The 16,165-nt window shown below is 70.7% G+C and carries 15 protein-coding genes and 1 pseudogene; 15 read left to right on the top strand and 1 reads right to left on the bottom strand.

Annotation, left to right across the window (positions count from 1 at the left end; genetic code table 11):
- The first annotated feature begins 115 nt into the window (after nt 1-115).
- Nucleotides 116-553 (top strand): 30S ribosome-binding factor RbfA, encoded by a 438-nt coding sequence (gene rbfA / locus FGL15_RS01155; protein WP_079707157.1) that lies wholly within the window; start codon nt 116-118, stop codon nt 551-553.
- Between the two features lie 92 nt (nt 554-645).
- Here the strand turns inward: rbfA and FGL15_RS01150 are convergent, their stop codons facing one another.
- The gene (locus FGL15_RS01150) at nt 646-1,530 is read right to left on the bottom strand and encodes an A/G-specific adenine glycosylase (protein ID WP_240773689.1); all 885 of its coding nucleotides are present in this window, start codon (nt 1,528-1,530) and stop codon (nt 646-648) included.
- Between the two features lie 38 nt (nt 1,531-1,568).
- Here FGL15_RS01150 and FGL15_RS20460 point away from each other — a divergent pair, with 38 nt between their 5' ends.
- The 14 genes and pseudogenes from FGL15_RS20460 to FGL15_RS01080 all read left to right on the top strand — a co-directional run bounded on the left by FGL15_RS20460 (nt 1,569) and on the right by FGL15_RS01080 (nt 16,111).
- A complete protein-coding gene (locus tag FGL15_RS20460) occupies nt 1,569-2,243 on the top strand; it encodes a uridine kinase (RefSeq protein ID WP_138944641.1) in 675 nt (224 codons plus the stop codon).
- 64 nt (nt 2,244-2,307) lie between these two features.
- Nucleotides 2,308-3,243, top strand: a complete 936-nt coding sequence (gene truB / locus FGL15_RS01140) for a tRNA pseudouridine(55) synthase TruB (protein ID WP_138944640.1) — start codon at nt 2,308-2,310, stop codon at nt 3,241-3,243.
- Nucleotides 3,240-3,608 carry a hypothetical protein gene (locus FGL15_RS01135; RefSeq protein ID WP_138944639.1) on the top strand — a complete coding sequence of 123 codons (369 nt, stop codon included), beginning with the start codon at nt 3,240-3,242 and terminating at the stop codon, nt 3,606-3,608. The genes truB and FGL15_RS01135 overlap by 4 nt, the downstream gene beginning before the upstream one ends.
- Nucleotides 3,609-3,710: 102 nt before the next feature.
- Complete coding sequence (locus FGL15_RS01130; RefSeq protein WP_138944638.1) at nt 3,711-4,130, top strand: hypothetical protein; 420 nt, start codon at nt 3,711-3,713, stop codon at nt 4,128-4,130.
- Nucleotides 4,127-5,059, top strand: coding sequence for a bifunctional riboflavin kinase/FAD synthetase (locus FGL15_RS01125; protein WP_064294502.1), 933 nt, complete (start codon nt 4,127-4,129; stop codon nt 5,057-5,059). Before FGL15_RS01130 ends, FGL15_RS01125 begins: the two co-directional genes overlap by 4 nt.
- Complete coding sequence (locus tag FGL15_RS01120) at nt 5,059-6,288, top strand: MFS transporter (RefSeq protein ID WP_138944637.1); 1,230 nt, start codon at nt 5,059-5,061, stop codon at nt 6,286-6,288. The genes FGL15_RS01125 and FGL15_RS01120 overlap by 1 nt, the downstream gene beginning before the upstream one ends.
- A 146-nt stretch (nt 6,289-6,434) precedes the next feature.
- Nucleotides 6,435-7,436: a sugar-binding transcriptional regulator gene (locus FGL15_RS01115; RefSeq protein WP_083397443.1), complete on the top strand. Its 1,002-nt coding sequence runs from the start codon at nt 6,435-6,437 to the stop codon at nt 7,434-7,436.
- Nucleotides 7,433-8,455: a deoxyribose-phosphate aldolase gene (gene deoC, locus FGL15_RS01110; RefSeq protein WP_071262338.1), complete on the top strand. Its 1,023-nt coding sequence runs from the start codon at nt 7,433-7,435 to the stop codon at nt 8,453-8,455. The genes FGL15_RS01115 and deoC overlap by 4 nt, the downstream gene beginning before the upstream one ends.
- Nucleotides 8,456-8,461: 6 nt before the next feature.
- On the top strand, nt 8,462-9,958 hold the full coding sequence (locus tag FGL15_RS01105; RefSeq protein ID WP_138944636.1) for an aldehyde dehydrogenase family protein: 1,497 nt from the start codon (nt 8,462-8,464) through the stop codon (nt 9,956-9,958).
- Nucleotides 9,955-10,814 (top strand): annotated as a pseudogene (locus tag FGL15_RS01100) (aldehyde dehydrogenase). Before FGL15_RS01105 ends, FGL15_RS01100 begins: the two are co-directional and overlap by 4 nt.
- Nucleotides 10,815-10,904: 90 nt before the next feature.
- The gene (locus FGL15_RS01095; protein ID WP_138944635.1) at nt 10,905-12,503 is read left to right on the top strand and encodes an SDR family oxidoreductase; all 1,599 of its coding nucleotides are present in this window, start codon (nt 10,905-10,907) and stop codon (nt 12,501-12,503) included.
- A gap of 9 nt (nt 12,504-12,512) precedes the next feature.
- Nucleotides 12,513-13,511, top strand: a complete 999-nt coding sequence (locus FGL15_RS01090; RefSeq protein ID WP_138944634.1) for a malate dehydrogenase — start codon at nt 12,513-12,515, stop codon at nt 13,509-13,511.
- 81 nt (nt 13,512-13,592) lie between these two features.
- The gene (locus FGL15_RS01085; protein WP_138944633.1) at nt 13,593-13,817 is read left to right on the top strand and encodes a heavy-metal-associated domain-containing protein; all 225 of its coding nucleotides are present in this window, start codon (nt 13,593-13,595) and stop codon (nt 13,815-13,817) included.
- Entirely contained in the window at nt 13,817-16,111 is a 2,295-nt protein-coding gene (locus FGL15_RS01080) for a cation-translocating P-type ATPase (RefSeq protein WP_138944632.1), read from the top strand. The genes FGL15_RS01085 and FGL15_RS01080 overlap by 1 nt, the downstream gene beginning before the upstream one ends.
- The last annotated feature ends 54 nt before the right edge of the window (nt 16,112-16,165 follow it).

Raw genomic sequence — 16,165 nt, 5'->3', positions numbered from 1 at the left:
GCTCGGCCGGTCCCCGTCGTCCTCCTCCGGGAGGGCGGCGGGGATTCCTGCTTGTATTGTGTGTGCAGCATCCGTCGGGCGGCCCTCCGCCCGACGGTCATCAGAGGAGGACGAGATGGCAGAGAACCCCAGGGCCCGCAAGTTGGCGGACCGCATCAAGGAAGTCATCGCCAAACGGCTCGACAAGGGCATCCGCGACCCGCGGCTCGGCTTCGTGACGATCACCGACGTACAGGTGACCGGCGACCTCCAGCACGCGAACGTGTTCTACACGGTGTACGGCTCCGACGAGGAACGCGCCGACACCTCGGCCGCGCTCGAGTCCGCCAAGGGCCTGTTGCGTGCCGAGATCGGCCGTAACATCAACACCCGACTGACCCCGAGCCTCGACTTCTTCCTGGACGCGATCCCGGAGAACGCGCAGCACATCGAAGACCTGCTGCGCGAGGCGAAGAACCGCGACACCGAGGTGGCCGGGCTTGCCGCCGGTGCCGCCTACGCCGGTGACGAGGACCCCTACGTCAAGCCGCGCGACGTGGACGCCGAGGACTAGCCACCTCGCACCAGCCCTTCGACAGGCTCAGGGACCGGGATTCCGTCATCCGGTCACTGAGCCTGTCGACGTGCGCCCGCCGGCCGCACCGGTCAGTCGTGGGGGAGGGCGTACCCGCCGTCGACGCACACCGCGAGGCGGTCGGCGACCAGTCCTGCGAGTGCGCGGTCGAACTGCTCGCCGTCGGGCCAGAGCGCCCGGAGCTCCTCGTCCGACAGGGAGCGGTGGGTCGAGCGGAGCTCGGCCATGATGATGCCCCGGACCTGTCGGTCACTGCCCGCGAACTGCTTCTGCTTCGTCTTGACCGGTCCGTCGTAGGCCGGGTATCCCGCCGCGCGCCAAGCGCACACCTCGCGGAGCGGACACTCCTCGCACCGCGGTGCTCGAGCCGTGCAGACCACCGCGCCGATCTCCATCAGCCCGGCGTTGAAGACGGCTGCCTCCGAGCGGGACTCCGGCAGGAGCGCCTCCATGGCGGGGAGGTCCACCTTGGCGTTCGGTGGGCCGGGCTCGCCTTGGCCGCGGACGGCTCGGGCGATGACCCGTCGGGTGTTCGTGTCCACCACCGGGTGCCGGTCCCCGTAGGCGAAGACGGCGACGGCGCGGGCGGTGTAGTCGCCGATGCCGGTGAGCGCCAGGAGCTGATCCACGTCCGACGGGACGATGCCGTCGTGCCGTTCGGCGATCTGGGTGGCCGCCGCATGGAGCCAGAGCGCTCGGCGCGGATAGCCGAGCCGGCCCCAGGCGCGGACGGCTTCGGCCGGTGGTTCGGCCGCCAGGTCGGCGGGCGTCGGCCAGCGCCCGAGCCACTCCTCGAGCCGCGGGATCACCCGGCTGACCTGCGTCTGCTGGAGCATGAACTCCGACACGAGCGTGCCCCAGGCGGGGAACCCCGGGCGTCGCCACGGGAGGTCGCGCGCGTTGGTGCGGAACCATCCCGTCACGAGCGGGGCGAGGTCGGAGGGTTCGGGCGGCACCGCACCAGCCTACGATCCGCGCGGGTAGGCTCGGCGCCATGAAGCTCGTCACGACACCACGGATCGAGTTGCTCCGGCAGCTGCGAGACCAGTTCCAGCGGGACTACCCACGAGGCCGCACCCTCATCGCGGTGGACGGCGTCAGCGGCTCCGGCACGGCGGCGTTCGCCGACGGACTGGCCGAGGTGTTCGACGAGGCCGGACGCGCGGTGTGCCGTGCCTCAATCGACGACTTCCACCGTCCTCGCGAGGAACGGTACGCGCGGGGGCGGGACTCGGCCGAGGGCTACTGGCTCGACTCGTTCGACTATTCGCTGTTCCGCAGGGTGCTCGTCGAGCCCTTCCGCCTGGCTGGCAGCGCCGGCTTCCAACTCGTCGGGTTCGACGAGCAGCGCGATGTCGGCGCTCCCTTGCGTTGGACGACCGGTCCGCAGGACGCCGTCCTCATCGTCGACGGCGTCTTCCTGAACCGTCCCGAGCTCCGCGGCCTCTGGCATGCGTCGGTCTGGCTCGACGTCCCGATGGCGACGGCCTACGAGCGGCTGCACGAGCGCCTCGGCGTCGACAGCGACCCGACGGCGCCGTCCAACGCACGCTACGTGGGCGGGCAGGCGCTCTACCGCAAGGACGACGACCCGACCGCGCGGGCGACCGCCCTCGTGGACAACACGGACGAGCGGCACCCACGGCGGATCTTCGCCGACTTCTGCTGAGCGCCGCCGCCCAGGGGTGCTCCGGGCGCCCGGCTGCGCCGACCGCCGCTGGTACCGTTGCAGGGTGGTCGAGAACAGCACAGCAGCACCCGGGTCGGCGTCCGCCCGTCCCGGTATCCTCCTCATCGACAAGCCGCAGGGGCACACCTCCCACGATGCGGTCGCCCGGGTTCGACGGCTCGCCGGCACGCGCAAGGTGGGGCATGCGGGAACGCTCGACCCCATGGCCACCGGGCTGCTCGTGTTGGGCACGCGCTCGTCGACCCGACTGCTGACGTTCATCGTCGGTCTCGACAAGGAGTACACGGCGACCATCCGCCTCGGCGCGGCGACCTCCACCGACGACGCCGAAGGTGAGGTCACCGAGCGCGCCGACCAGGCCGCGGTGGCTGCCGTGGACGACGACGCGATCATCGCCGCGATCCGTCCACTGACGGGCGACATCGAGCAGGTGCCGAGCACGGTGAGCGCCATCAAGGTGGGCGGGAAGCGCGCCTACGCCCTGGCCCGCGAGGGGATCGAGGTGGAGCTGAAGTCCCGTGCGGTCACCGTCAGCGCGTTCGACGTGCTGACCATCCGTCGGGATGGGGCGGCAGTCGACGTCGACGTCCGGGTCGTCTGCTCCTCCGGCACCTACATCCGCGCCCTCGCCCGCGACCTGGGGGCATCCCTCAGCGTCGGCGGCCATCTCACCGCGCTTCGCCGGACCCGGATCGGACCCTTCGACGTCACGGACGCATCGACGATCGACGACCTCGACGTCGAGACGGCGCTGTTGCACCCGGCCGACGTCGCGAAGCGCCTGTTCGGCGCCCTCGAGCTCACGGAGCAGGAGGCGGTGGATCTCGGCCACGGGAAGCGGCTCGAACGCGATCTGCCGGCCGGCCACACCGGTCCGATCGCCGCCGTCGCGCCGGACGGCCGACTGGTGGGGCTCGTGGAGCGCCGTGGCGGCTCGCTCAAGTCCGTTGTGAACTTCCCGGCGGAGGAAACGGCATGATCGAGTGGTTCACCATCGCCCAGATCGCGGTCGCGGTCGTGGCCGGGCTCCTCTGCATCGTGCTCGGCTTCGCCGGGCGCGCGCCGAACGACCTGACGATGGGGGCGACGGCACTCGTCGAGGTCCTCCTCATCGCGCAGCTGGTGGTGGCGATCGCCGCGCCCGCGTTCGGGAACACCGCCACGGGGAGTGTGCCCGAGTTCTACACCTACCTCGTCTCGGCGATGATCCTGCCGATCGCCGGCGGATTCTGGGCGCTCGTCGAACGCACCCGGTGGTCGACGGTCGTCCTCGGCGTCGTCTGTCTCGCGATCGCGGTGATGCTCTACCGCATGGAGCAGATCTGGACCGTCCAGCTCGGCTGACCGTCGGCGCACCGACGGCGGTGGAGGACAACGGCACCGCAGCTCGCGTGACCGTCGCGAAGTGCCTGGGCGAGGGCCTGCGTCGCATAGAATCGTCGGGTCATGCCTCTCCCCACCGCCGCTCCAGCCCGCCCACGCGTCCGTGGTGTCGGGGTCGTGCTCGTCGCCGTCTACGGCATCCTGGCGCTCGCCGCCACCGGCCGGTCCGTGGTGCAGATCACGACCAAGTTCGACGAGGCGCCACTGGCCTATCTTCTCTCGGCCGTCGCCGCGGTGGTGTACATCCTGGCGACCGTCTCGCTCGTCGCTCCAGGCGCCGTCTGGCGGCGGATCGCATGGGCCACGATCTCCTTCGAACTCGCCGGGGTCCTGATCGTCGGCTTGCTGAGCCTGCTCGATCCCGAGCTGTTCCCCCACGACACGGTCTGGTCCGGCTTCGGTCGCGGGTACGTCTACATCCCGCTCGTCCTCCCGGTCCTTGGACTGTGGTGGTTGGCTGGACATCGGCGTACCGGCAAATGATCACGTTCACCGAGCTCGACCAGGTCCCAGACGCCTTCGGACCGTCGGCCGTCACCATCGGCAAGTTCGACGGCGTCCACACGGGTCACCGCGCGGTCGTCGCCGCGCTCCTCGAGGAGGCCGCGGCAGCCGGTCTCAGCTCCGTCGCCGTCACCTTCGACCGCAACCCGCTGAGCCTCATCAACCCCGACCGCTGCCCGGCGTCGCTCGTGAGCAACGAGCAGAAGCTCGGTCTCCTGGCGGACGCCGGGGTCGACGCGGCCCTGCTGCTGCGCTTCGACCAGACACTGGCCCAGCTCACGCCCGAGGAGTTCGTCACCTCGATCCTCGTCGGAGCGTTGCATGCCAAGACGGTCCTCGTCGGCGAGGACTTCCGCTTCGGCCATCGCGGCCTCGGTACGGTCGCCACGCTGGAGTCGTTCGGTGAGGTCTACGGCTTCTCCGTGCGCGTCGTGGACGACGTCCGTCCCGGCGGCGGGCGTCGGGTGTCGTCGACCTGGATCCGGGAACTCCTCGAGGAGGGTGACGTCCGCGAGGCGTCGCGGCTCCTCGGTCGTCCGCCCGGCGTGCGGGGTGTCGTCGTCCACGGCGCCAAGCGTGGCCGGGAACTCGGCTTCCCGACCGCCAACCTGTCTCCCGATTCGCAGGGTCTCATCCCTGCGGACGGCGTGTATGCAGGGTGGCTGTTCTGGCGAGGACGTCGCTATCCGGCGGCGATCTCGGTCGGGAACAACCCGACCTTCGACGGCGTCCCGCAGAAGCAGGTCGAGGCCTACGTCCTCGACGAGACCGATCTCGATCTCTACGACGACGAGGTCGAGGTGCAGTTCGTCGAGCGCATCCGCGGCATGGTCGCGTTCACCGGGATCGAGCCGCTCATCGTGCAGATGACCGACGATGTCGAGCGCGCGCGCCGGATGCTGTCCTAGTGGGTCCGCGTCCCCTGTGGCGGGGGAGGGCCCTCGCGCTCGTCGGTATCGTGCTGGTCGCGGCGAACCTCCGCACGGCCGTCACCTCGCTGTCGCCGATCTTCGCGGAGATCGACGGCGACATCGGCGTGGGGTCGGTCGGGCTGGGGCTCCTCGGGATGCTGCCGCCACTGTGCTTCGCCCTGTTCGGCGTCTTCACCCCGCGACTCGTGCGTCGGCTGCACCTCGAGCCGGTACTGCTCATCGCACTCGGGTCGATCGTGGCCGGGCACCTCATGCGCTCGCTCGCCCCCGACTTCGCCGTCCTCGCGATCGGGAGTGCGCTTTGCTTCGCCGGGATCGGCATCGGCAACGTCATGCTCCCACCGCTGGTCAAGAAGTACTTCCCCGACCGCGTCGGCCTCGTCACCTCCCTCTATGCGACGGTCCTGTCGGTCAGCACGTTCATCCCGCCACTGATCGCCGTACCGGTCGCCGATGCGGCGGGGTGGCAGGTGTCGCTCGGTGTGTGGTCCATCGTCGCCATGCTCGCCGTGCTGCCCTGGATCACGCTCATCGTCCGGGAGCGTCGGGATGCCCGGGCCGCCGCCGCGACGGAACCCGAGATCGAGGAGGTGCCCCGCGCCGGGCGCGTCCTCGTCCACCGCTCGCCGATCGCGTGGGCCATCGCGGCGGTGTTCGCCACCTCCTCGCTGAATGCCTACGCGATGTTCACCTGGCTCCCCACCATCGTCGGTGACGTCGCCGGCGTCACCCCGGCCCAGGGCGGCCTGCTGCTCTCGCTCTTCTCCGCGATGGGGGTCCCGGCGAGCCTGATCGTCCCGATGCTCGTCGCGAGGCTGCGGAACGTCGCCGTCCTCGTCTACGTCGCGAGCGCGTGCTTCGTGCTCGGCTATCTCGGGCTGCTCCTGTGGCCGGCGACGCTCACGTGGCTGTGGGTGCTGCTCGCCGGGCTCGGCCCGCTGCTGTTCCCGCTCGCCCTCGTGCTCATCAACCTGCGGACGGCGACCCACGAGGGCGCGGTCGCCCTAAGCGGCTTCGTGCAGAGCGTCGGCTACACCCTCGGCGCACTCGGCCCCCTGGTCGTGAGCCTGCTGCACGCCGTGACCGGATCGTGGACCGTCCCGCTGCTGCTCCTGCTGGCCACGGGCGCGCTGTGCGCCATCGCCGGTCGCATCACCGGCCGGCCGACGACGATCGAAGCGGATCTGGCGGCGCGCGGTCGGTGATCGGGCTGCTCCTGATGTCCTGACGGATCCCCGGCGACGATGCGCATCCGCGCACCGGCCTCTGCTCATCTGAGCATGGGCGCCAACAGACGTTGTCCGGGTGTTGGTGGCGTCCTAGGCTGGAGACGATCCGGAGGAGGCCCGAGGTGATCGAAAGCGACGAGCTGCTCGCGGTGCGCGCCGCGGAGCTGTACTACGACGAGACGAAGACCCAGGACGAGATCGGCGCGCTGCTCGGCATCACGCGGTGGAAGGTCGGTCGGCTCCTCGCCCAGGCCCGCGAACTCGGCTACATCCGCATCGAGATCGTGCACCCGCGCGCACGCCGCCTCCCACTCGAACGGGCGCTCCGCGAGCGCTTCGGACTCGCGGACGCGGTCGTCGTGCCGAGCCCGAGCGACAGTGCCGACCTCCACGAACGCGTCGCTCGCGCGGCGGCCGACTACCTCGGCGCCATGCGTCCGGTGCCGCGGACGCTCGGCGTGAGCTGGGGGAGGACGCTCCGCGACATCGCCGACCACCTGTCCGACGGCTGGGCGACGGGGCTCTCCGTCGTGCAGATCAACGGCGGCGTGAGCCTCAACCAGCGCGTCGGCACCGCGGCCGCCACGGCTGCACGGATCGCCGAGAAGGGACGTGGCGACGTCACCCTGCTCCCGAGCCCGGCGATCTTCGAGCGCCTGGAGACGAAGCTGAGCATCGAGTCGGACCGCACCGTCGCGGAGGTGCTCCGCACGGCCGCAGCGGCCGACACCTACCTGTACGGTGCCGGCGTGGCCGGACCAGACTCCGCCCTCGTCCACAGCGGGTACCTCACGGCCGCGGACGTCGACGTCCTCGTCGCACGCGGTGCCGTCGGCGACGTCGTCGGGCGCTACATCGACGCCGAGGGCATGATCGTCGACCCCACACTCGACGAGCGCACGGTCGGGCTCGGACTCGAAGCGCTCCGGCGTGCCGGTCGCAGCATCGCGGTCATCGCCGGAGCCCAGAAGCACGCCGTCGCGAGAGCCGTCGTCAGCAGCGGCCTCTGCACCGTGCTCGTCACCGACGAGGCGACCGCGACGGCACTCCTCGCCGACCACGAACCATCATCCGCCAAGCAGCACACCCCGGAGCAGGAACTGCTCGGAAGGAACGCACCATGACCACTCCACCAGGCGACCTCGTGGCGAAGCCGACGGCGCTCGAACTCGTCGACGGCCCCGTCACCGACGCCAGCCTCAGACGCTACCTCGACGGCCTCGCGGGCGTCGACGCCGTCGGGCTCGAACAGCGCGCAGCGGACCTCGGCACGCGCTCGATCAAGACGACGTCGAAGGCCTGGGCCCTCGACCGCATCATCGAACTCATCGACCTCACCACCCTCGAGGGCGCGGACACCCCCGGCAAGGTGCGCTCCCTCGTGGCCAAGGCGATCACCCCGGACGCAGGGGATCCGTCCACCCCGCGCGTCGCCGCGGTCTGCGTCTACGGCGACATGGTGCCGTACGCCGTCGAGGCACTCGGCGCGGCGCACACGCAGCCGGGTGCGGCACACGACGCCGGTGGCATCAACGTCGCGGCGGTCGCGACGGCCTTCCCGAGCGGACGCGCCTCCCTCGCGGTCAAGCTGGCGGACACGGCCGACGCCGTCGACGCCGGAGCGGACGAGATCGACATGGTCATCGACCGGGGTGCGTTCCTCTCCGGCCGGTACGGCCAGGTCTTCGACGAGATCGTCGCGGTCAAGGAGGCCTGCCGTCGGAGCGACGGCACCTCGGCGCACCTCAAGGTCATCCTCGAGACCGGCGAGCTGAACACCTACGACAACGTGAAGCGCGCCTCCTGGCTCGCCATCCTCGCGGGCGGCGACTTCATCAAGACGTCCACCGGCAAGGTCGCGCCCGCCGCGACCCTCCCGGTGACCCTCCTCATGCTCGAGGTCGTCCGGGACTGGCACCGCCTCACCGGTGAGCAGATCGGTGTGAAGCCCGCCGGCGGCATCCGTTCCTCGAAGGACGCGATCAAGTACCTCGTGACCGTCGCGGAGACGGTCGGCGAGGAGTGGCTCCAGCCGCACCTGTTCCGCTTCGGTGCCTCGAGCCTCCTCAACGACGTGCTCCTGCAGCGTCAGAAACTCACCACCGGCCACTACTCCGGCCCCGACTACGTCACCATCGACTAGGACATCATGAGCTTCCTCGAATACGCACCAGCCCCGGAGTCGACCTCCGTCCTCCACCTCCGTTCCGAATACGGCCTCTTCATCGACGGCGAATTCACCGAGGGCACCGGTGGCTCCTTCCAGACGATCTCGCCGAGCACCGAGCAGTCGATCGCGACGATCTCCGCGGCGAGTGACGCCGACGTCGATCGCGCCGTCACCGCCGCGCGGCGTGCCTACGACCGCGTCTGGTCGAAGCTGTCGGGCGCCGACCGCGGCAAGTACCTCTTCCGCATCGCGCGCCTCGTCCAGGAGCGCGCCCGCGAGCTCGCCGTGGCGGAGAGCCTCGACAACGGCAAGCCGATCAAGGAGTCCCGCGACGTCGACGTCCCACTCGTCGCCGCCTGGTTCTTCTACTACGCCGGTTGGGCCGACAAGCTCGACTACGCGGGCCTCGGTGCGAACCCGCGCGCCCTCGGCGTGGCCGGGCAGGTCATCCCGTGGAACTTCCCGCTCCTCATGCTCGCGTGGAAGGTCGCACCGGCGCTCGCCGCCGGAAACACGGTCGTCATCAAGCCGGCCGAGACCACGCCGCTCACAGCGCTCATCTTCGCCGAGATCCTCCAGCAGGCCGAGCTGCCGGCCGGTGTCGTGAACATCGTCACGGGTGCCGGAGCGACCGGGGCGGCGATCGTGCGCCACCCCGACGTCAACAAGGTCGCCTTCACCGGGTCGACCGCCGTCGGGCGCGAGATCGCGAAGACCATCGCCGGCAGCGACACGCGCCTGACGCTCGAGCTCGGTGGCAAGGCGGCGAACATCGTGTTCGACGACGCACCGATCGACCAGGCCATCGAAGGCATCGTCAACGGCATCTTCTTCAACCAGGGTCACGTCTGCTGCGCCGGATCCCGGCTCCTCGTCCAGGAGAGCATCCACGACGAGGTCGTCGACCGCTTGAAGAGCCGTCTGCAGACGCTGCGCGTCGGCGACCCGCTCGACAAGAACACGGATGTCGGCGCGATCAACTCGGCCGAGCAGCTGGCCCGCATCCGCGAGCTCTCGGACATCGGCGAGCTCGAAGGCGCCGAACGGTGGAGCCCGGACTGCGAGCTGCCCGAGAACGGGTTCTGGTTCGCGCCGACGATCTTCACGAACGTGTCCACCAGCCACCGGATCGCCCGCGAGGAGATCTTCGGGCCGGTCCTCTCGGTCATGTCCTTCCGGACGCCCGCGGAGGCCATCGCGAAGGCGAACAACACCCCGTACGGACTGTCGGCCGGGATCTGGAGCGACAAGGGCAGCCGGATCCTCGCGGTCGCGGACAAGCTCCGCGCCGGCGTGATCTGGGCGAACACCTTCAACCGGTTCGATCCAGCCAGCCCGTTCGGCGGGTACCAGGAGTCGGGGTACGGCCGCGAGGGTGGCCGCCACGGGCTCGGCGCCTACCTCGCGCCGGCCGGATCATCGGCCGCCGCCACCGTCGCGCCGTCCACGAGCACCACGAAGGAGGAGCAGCGATGAGCCGGCTCACCATCCCGAAGACCTACAAGCTCGCCATCGGCGGCAAGTTCCCACGCAGCGAATCCGGAAGGACGTACGAGGTGACGAACGCCAAGGGGAGTTCCTCGCGAACGCATCGCTCGCCTCGCGGAAGGACGCCCGCGACGCGGTCGTCGCCGCACGATCGGCACTCGCCGGTTGGTCGGGTGCCACCGCCTACAACCGGGGCCAGGTGCTGTACCGCATCGCCGAGCTGCTCGAGGGCCGGCGGGCGCAGTTCATCGAGGAGATCGTCCAGGCCGAAGGCGTCTCGCAGGCGAAGGCCGCAGCACAGGTCGACGAGGCCATCGACCTCTGGGTCTGGTACGCGGGCTGGGCGGACAAGTACGTCCAGGTGGTCGGGGGAGCGAACCCCGTCTCGGGTCCGTACTTCAACCTCTCGGTTCCGGAGCCGACGGGCGTCGTCGCGCTCATCGCGCCGCAGGACTCGTCGCTCCTCGGATTCGTGAGCGTCGTCGCTCCGGCGCTCGTCGCGGGGAACACGGTCGTCGTGATCGCGAGCCAGCGCCTGCCGCTCTCGTCGATCAGCCTCGCCGAGGTGCTCGCCACGAGTGACGTCCCCGGCGGCGTCGTGAACGTGCTGACCGGATCGCCGGCGGAGATGGCTCCGTGGCTCGCATCGCACGCCGACGTCAACGCGATCGATCTCGCTGGCGCCGGTGAGCTCGACTGGATCGAGCTCGAGGTCCTCGCGGCCGAGACGCTCAAACGGGTGGTCCGCCCGAACGGTTCCCGGGGCTCGGTCCCCGCGAGTCTCGACCGGATCACCGCGTTCACCGAGGTGAAGACCGTCTGGCACACGAAGGCGCTCCTGTAGCGACTCGTGGCACCCGCGTGGTGCTTGCACAGCGGCGCCCGGCTGTACAGCCGGGCGCCGCTGTCGTCGACGGGTCGTAACGTTGCACCCATGACCGAATCATCGACTCCGAAGCGCGTGCTCGTCACGGGTGCCACCGGCTACATCGGCGGGCGGCTCGTGCCGCGGCTGCTGGAGGCCGGGTACACGGTCCGGGTGCTCGTGCGCTCGCCGCAGAAGCTCACCGACGTGCCCTGGCGCGATCAGGTGGAAGTCGTCGAGGGTGATCTCGGCGACGCGGCTCAGGTCGCATCGGCCTGCGTGGACGTCGACGTCGTCTACTACCTCGTGCACTCCATGGGCGGCAAGGGCGACTTCGAGCAGACGGAGCTCGACGCCGCCGAACACGTCGCCGCCGGCGCTGCAGCGGCGGGGGTGTCGCGCATCGTCTACCTCGGTGGCCTGCACCCCGAGGGCGTCGAGTTGTCGAAGCACCTGCGGTCCCGCACCGAGGTCGGGCGGATCCTGCTCGCCTCAGGCGTTCCGACGATCGTCCTGCAGGCCGGCGTGGTCATCGGTTCCGGATCGACCTCCTTCGAGATGATCCGCCATCTGACGGACATCCTGCCGTACATGCCGGCGCCGCGCTGGGTCCGGAACTTCATCCAGCCGATCGCGGTCCGCGACGTCCTGCACTACCTGCTGGCGAGCGCCGAGGTCGACCGCGACGTGAACCGCGCCTTCGACATCGGCGGCCCCGACGTCCTCCGCTACGGACAGATGATGAACGGCTACGCGGTCGAGGCCGGCCTCCCGCAGCGCCCGATCGCGCCGCTCCCGGTCCTCACCCCATGGTTGGCCTCCCAGTGGGTCAACCTCGTGACGCCGATCCCACGCCGGCTCGCTTCGCCGATCATCGAGTCGCTGCTCGTCGACTGCGTCATGGGCGACCACGACATCGACGCGGTCATCCCGCCGCCGGAGGGCGGTCTGACGGGGTACCGACGCGCGGTGCGCCTCGCACTGCAGCGCATGCGCGACGGTGAGGTCGAGACCTCCTGGCGGAACGCGACCGTGGACGGCGCGCCGAGCGACCCGCTGCCGAGCGACCCCGACTGGGCCGGACACACCGTCTACATCGATCTCAAGGAACGGAAGACCTCCGCGAGCGCCGACCGTCTCTTCTCGGTGATCGAGTCCATCGGCGGCGAGAACGGGTGGTACTCCTTCCCGTTGGCGTGGGCGATCCGTGGCTGGATGGACAAGCTCGTCGGTGGTGTCGGGTTGCGACGTGGTCGCGACGATCCGCAGCACCTGAGCGTGGGGGATGCCCTCGACTTCTGGCGCGTGGAGTACCTCGAACGCGGTCGGATGCTGCGCCTGCGCGCCGAGATGCGCGTGCCCGGTCTGGCGTGGCTGGAGATGAGCGCGACCCCGGTCGGCGACGGCTCGGTCTACCGGCAGCGCGCCGTCTTCTTCCCGAAGGGGCTCGGCGGACGCCTCTACTGGTTCGCGATCCTGCCGTTCCACGGGATCATCTTCAACGGGATGGCGAACCGCATCACGGAGGCGGCCGTCGCGCTGCCGTCCGAGTCCTCGGCCCAGCGGAAGAGCCGGGTGGGGCCGGTGTCCCCGGAGGAGCACGAGGCGGTCGACTCCGCCGAGGCGGACATGCAGGCCTCACGACCCACCCCGGAGGCCGCGGAGTAGCGTGGGCGTATGAGCCAACCCACCGTCGTCACCGTCACCGGAGCCGGAGGCCAGATCGGCTACTCCCTGCTCTTCCGCATCGCGTCAGGTCAGCTGCTGGGGCCGGACCGGCCCGTCGTCCTACGCCTGCTCGAGATCCCGCAGGGTCTGGGAGCGGCCGAGGGGACGGCATTGGAACTGCAGGACTGCGCGTTCCCGCTCCTGGCGGGGGTCGAGGCGACGACCGAGATGTCGCGCGCCTTCGACGGGGTGGACGTCGCCCTGCTCGTCGGTGCCCGTCCGCGTGGTCCGGGCATGGAGCGAGCCGACCTCCTCGCGGCCAACGGCGGGATCTTCGCACCGCAGGGCGCGGCGATCGGAGCCGGTGCGGCCGACGACGTGCGCGTCCTGGTGGTCGGCAACCCGGCCAACACGAACGCACTCATCGCGCAGTCGGCGGCAGCCGGGGTGCCGGCCGAACGGTTCACCGCCCTGACCCGACTCGACCACAATCGGGCCGTCGCGCAGTTGGCCGCCAAGACCGGCGCACCCGTGTCCGAGATCGACGGCGTCGTGATCTGGGGCAATCACTCGGCGACCCAGGTGCCGGACCTCTCCCACGCGACGGTCGGTGGTCGTCCTGCCCTCGAACTCGTCGACGAGGAGTGGATCGCCGACGAGTTCATCCCACGGGTGGCGAAGCGCGGTGCGGAGATCATCGCGGTCCGGGGCTCGTCGTCCGCCGCGTCGGCCGCTGCCGCCGCCATCGATCACGTGCACGACTGGGTGAACGGCACGGCGACCCCGGGCCGGCCGGAGCGCTGGACGTCCGTGGCGCTTCCCTCGGAGGGTTGGTACGGCGTCCCGGAGGGCCTCGTCAGCTCGTTCCCGGCGCGATCCGTCGATGGACGCTGGGAGGTCGTCGAGGGTCTCGACGTCGCGCCAGAGTGGCAGGCACGTATCGACGTCTCGATCGCCGAACTCGAGGAGGAGCGCGAGGCCGTGCGGGCGCTCGGCCTGCTCGGCTGACCCGGCGCACGCGTCCCGCGGACGGTTGCACGGGGTACCCCCTGGGGTATAGTGAAGGCTCCGAGTCACTGAGGAGCAAGCATGTCCGAGACCACCGCAACCACCACCTATCGCGTCGACGGCATGACCTGTGCGCACTGCGTGTCCGCGGTCACGACCGAGCTCTCCGCGCTCGCCGGCGTGGACGACGTCGCCGTGGATCTCGACGCGGGGACGGTCACGGTCTCGGGAGCCGCATCGTCCGACGACGCGGCCATCGGCGCCGGTGTCGAGGAAGCCGGCTACACCCTCGTGGGTCGTCGCTGATGAGCGCGCCACTCATCCAGCTCGACCTCGACATCGAGGGCATGACGTGCGCGAGTTGCGTGGCACGCGTCGAGAAGCGGCTGACCGCGCTCGACGGTGTCGAGGCGCAGGTCAACCTCGCGACCGAACGGGCGACGGTGACCGCGCCCTCCACCGTCACCGCGGACGAGCTGGTCGCGGCCGTCGCGAAGGCCGGCTACACCGCGATGGTGCGTCCGCCCGCTGACGAACGCGCCGCGGCGAACCGGGAGCAGACGCCGACGTCGGGAACGACGTCCGACCCCTCGGCGACCGTGACGACGCTCCGCACCCGCCTCGTCGTCAGTGCGGTGCTGGCGCTGCCCGTCGTGCTGCTCGCGATGATCCCCGCCTGGCAGTTCGACCACTGGCAGTGGCTCTCGCTGGCCCTCTCGACGCCGGTCGTCTTCTGGGGTGGGTACCCGTTCCACCGGGCGACGTTCGCGACGCTGCGGCACGGCTCGGTGACGATGGACACCCTCATCACGCTCGGGACGGGGGCCGCGTACCTGTGGTCCGTCTGGGCGCTCTTCTTCGGCATGGCCGGGATGACGGGCATGCGGCACGAGTTCACCTTCTTCGCACCCGACGCCGACCCGTCGAGCGCGCTGTACCTCGAGGTGGCCGCCGGCGTGACCGTCTTCCTGCTCGCCGGCCGCCTCATCGAGCAGCGGTCGAAGCGTGCGGCCGGCGAGGCGCTCCGGGACCTCATGACGCTGGGCGCCTCCGAGGTCTCCGTGCTCCGGCACCGTGCGGCGGACCCCTCTGACCTCATGGCGCCCACCCGCACCGAGGAACGGATCCCGATCGAGCAGCTGCTCGTCGGAGACCACTTCCTCGTGCGTCCCGGCGAGTCCGTCGCCACCGATGGGATCGTCGTCGAAGGGGCGGCGAGTGTCGACGAGAGTCTCGTCACGGGGGAGTCTGTCCCGGTCGAGCTCGTAGCCGGCTCGCGGGTCATCGGTGGCACGATCGCGCGTGGCGGTAGTCTCGTCGTGCGGGCGACGGCCGTCGGCGCCGAGACGCAGCTGGCGCGTATGGCCCAGGCGGTCGAGGCGGCGCAGCTCGGGAAGAGCCGGGTCCAGCGTCTCGCCGATCGCGTCTCGAGCGTGTTCGTCCCGGTCGTGCTCGTGATCGCCCTCGGGACCGCCATCGTGTGGGCCCTCACCGGTTCGACCATGGAGGCGGCGTTCACCGCCGCGGTCGCCGTCCTCATCATCGCCTGCCCGTGTGCGCTGGGGCTCGCGACCCCGGTGGCCCTCCTCGTCGGGACGGGGCGTGGCGCGCAGCTCGGCATCCTCATCGCCGGACCGGAGGCGCTCGAGCGGGCGAGCGGCATCGACCGCATCCTGCTCGACAAGACGGGGACCGTCACCTCCGGGCGGATGGGCGTCAGGAAGGTCTGGGCGGCCGGTGCGACGGACGAGGTGCTCGCCCTCGGCGCGGCGCTCGAAGCGGCCTCCGAGCACCCCATCGCCGAGGCGATCGTCGCGGAAGCGACCCGCCGCGATGCAGCTCGTCCGGTGGTCTCGGACTTCGCGAGCCTCGAGGGTCTCGGCGTCACCGGCACGATCAACGGAAAAACCGTGCTGGCCGGACGTCCCGCCTTCGCGGAGGACCAGGGCTTCCGCATCGGGCCGGACGCGGCGAGCGCCCTGGCCTCCGCCGCGGAGCGTGCGAGCACCGTGGTGGTCGTCGCCTGGGACGGCGAGGTCCGCGGCGTCGTCGAGGTCGCCGACACCGTGAAGCCGGAGGCCCGCGCCGCCATCGGACGTGCCGTGTCCCTGGGGATGACGCCGGTGCTCCTCACCGGCGACAACGCGGCCGTCGCAGCGCGGGTCGCGGCCGAGGTCGGGATCACCGAGGTGATCGCCGACGCGAGCCCCGCCGACAAGGTCGCCGCCGTCGAACGGTTCCAGGCGGCCGGTCACCGCGTCGCGATGATCGGCGACGGGGTGAACGACGCCGCGGCGATCGCCACGGCCGATCTCGGGATCGCCATGGGGACGGGCACGGATGCGGCCAAGGGCGCAGCCGACCTCAGCATCGTCTCCGGTTCCCTCGCCACGGCGATCGACGCCGTCCGGCTCTCCCGACGGACGCTCGGGATCATCCGCGGCAACCTGTTCTGGGCGTTCGCCTACAACGTCGCGGCGATCCCGCTCGCCGCCCTCGGCCTCCTCAACCCGATGATCGCGGGTGCGGCGATGGCGTTCTCCAGCGTGTTCGTCGTGCTCAACAGCCTGCGCCTCCGCCGGTTCCGTCCGGCCGCCTGAGGTTACCCGTTGGCCGTCGGGCTGCGGCGGATACACTGTCCGCAGAACCGGTCG

It is taken from the genome of Plantibacter sp. M259 (assembly GCF_006065115.1).
GTDB classification, from domain to species: Bacteria; Actinomycetota; Actinomycetes; order Actinomycetales; family Microbacteriaceae; genus Plantibacter; species Plantibacter auratus.
Note: the sequence above shows the minus strand (reverse complement) of the source record. Positions and strands in the feature narration are given on the sequence as shown.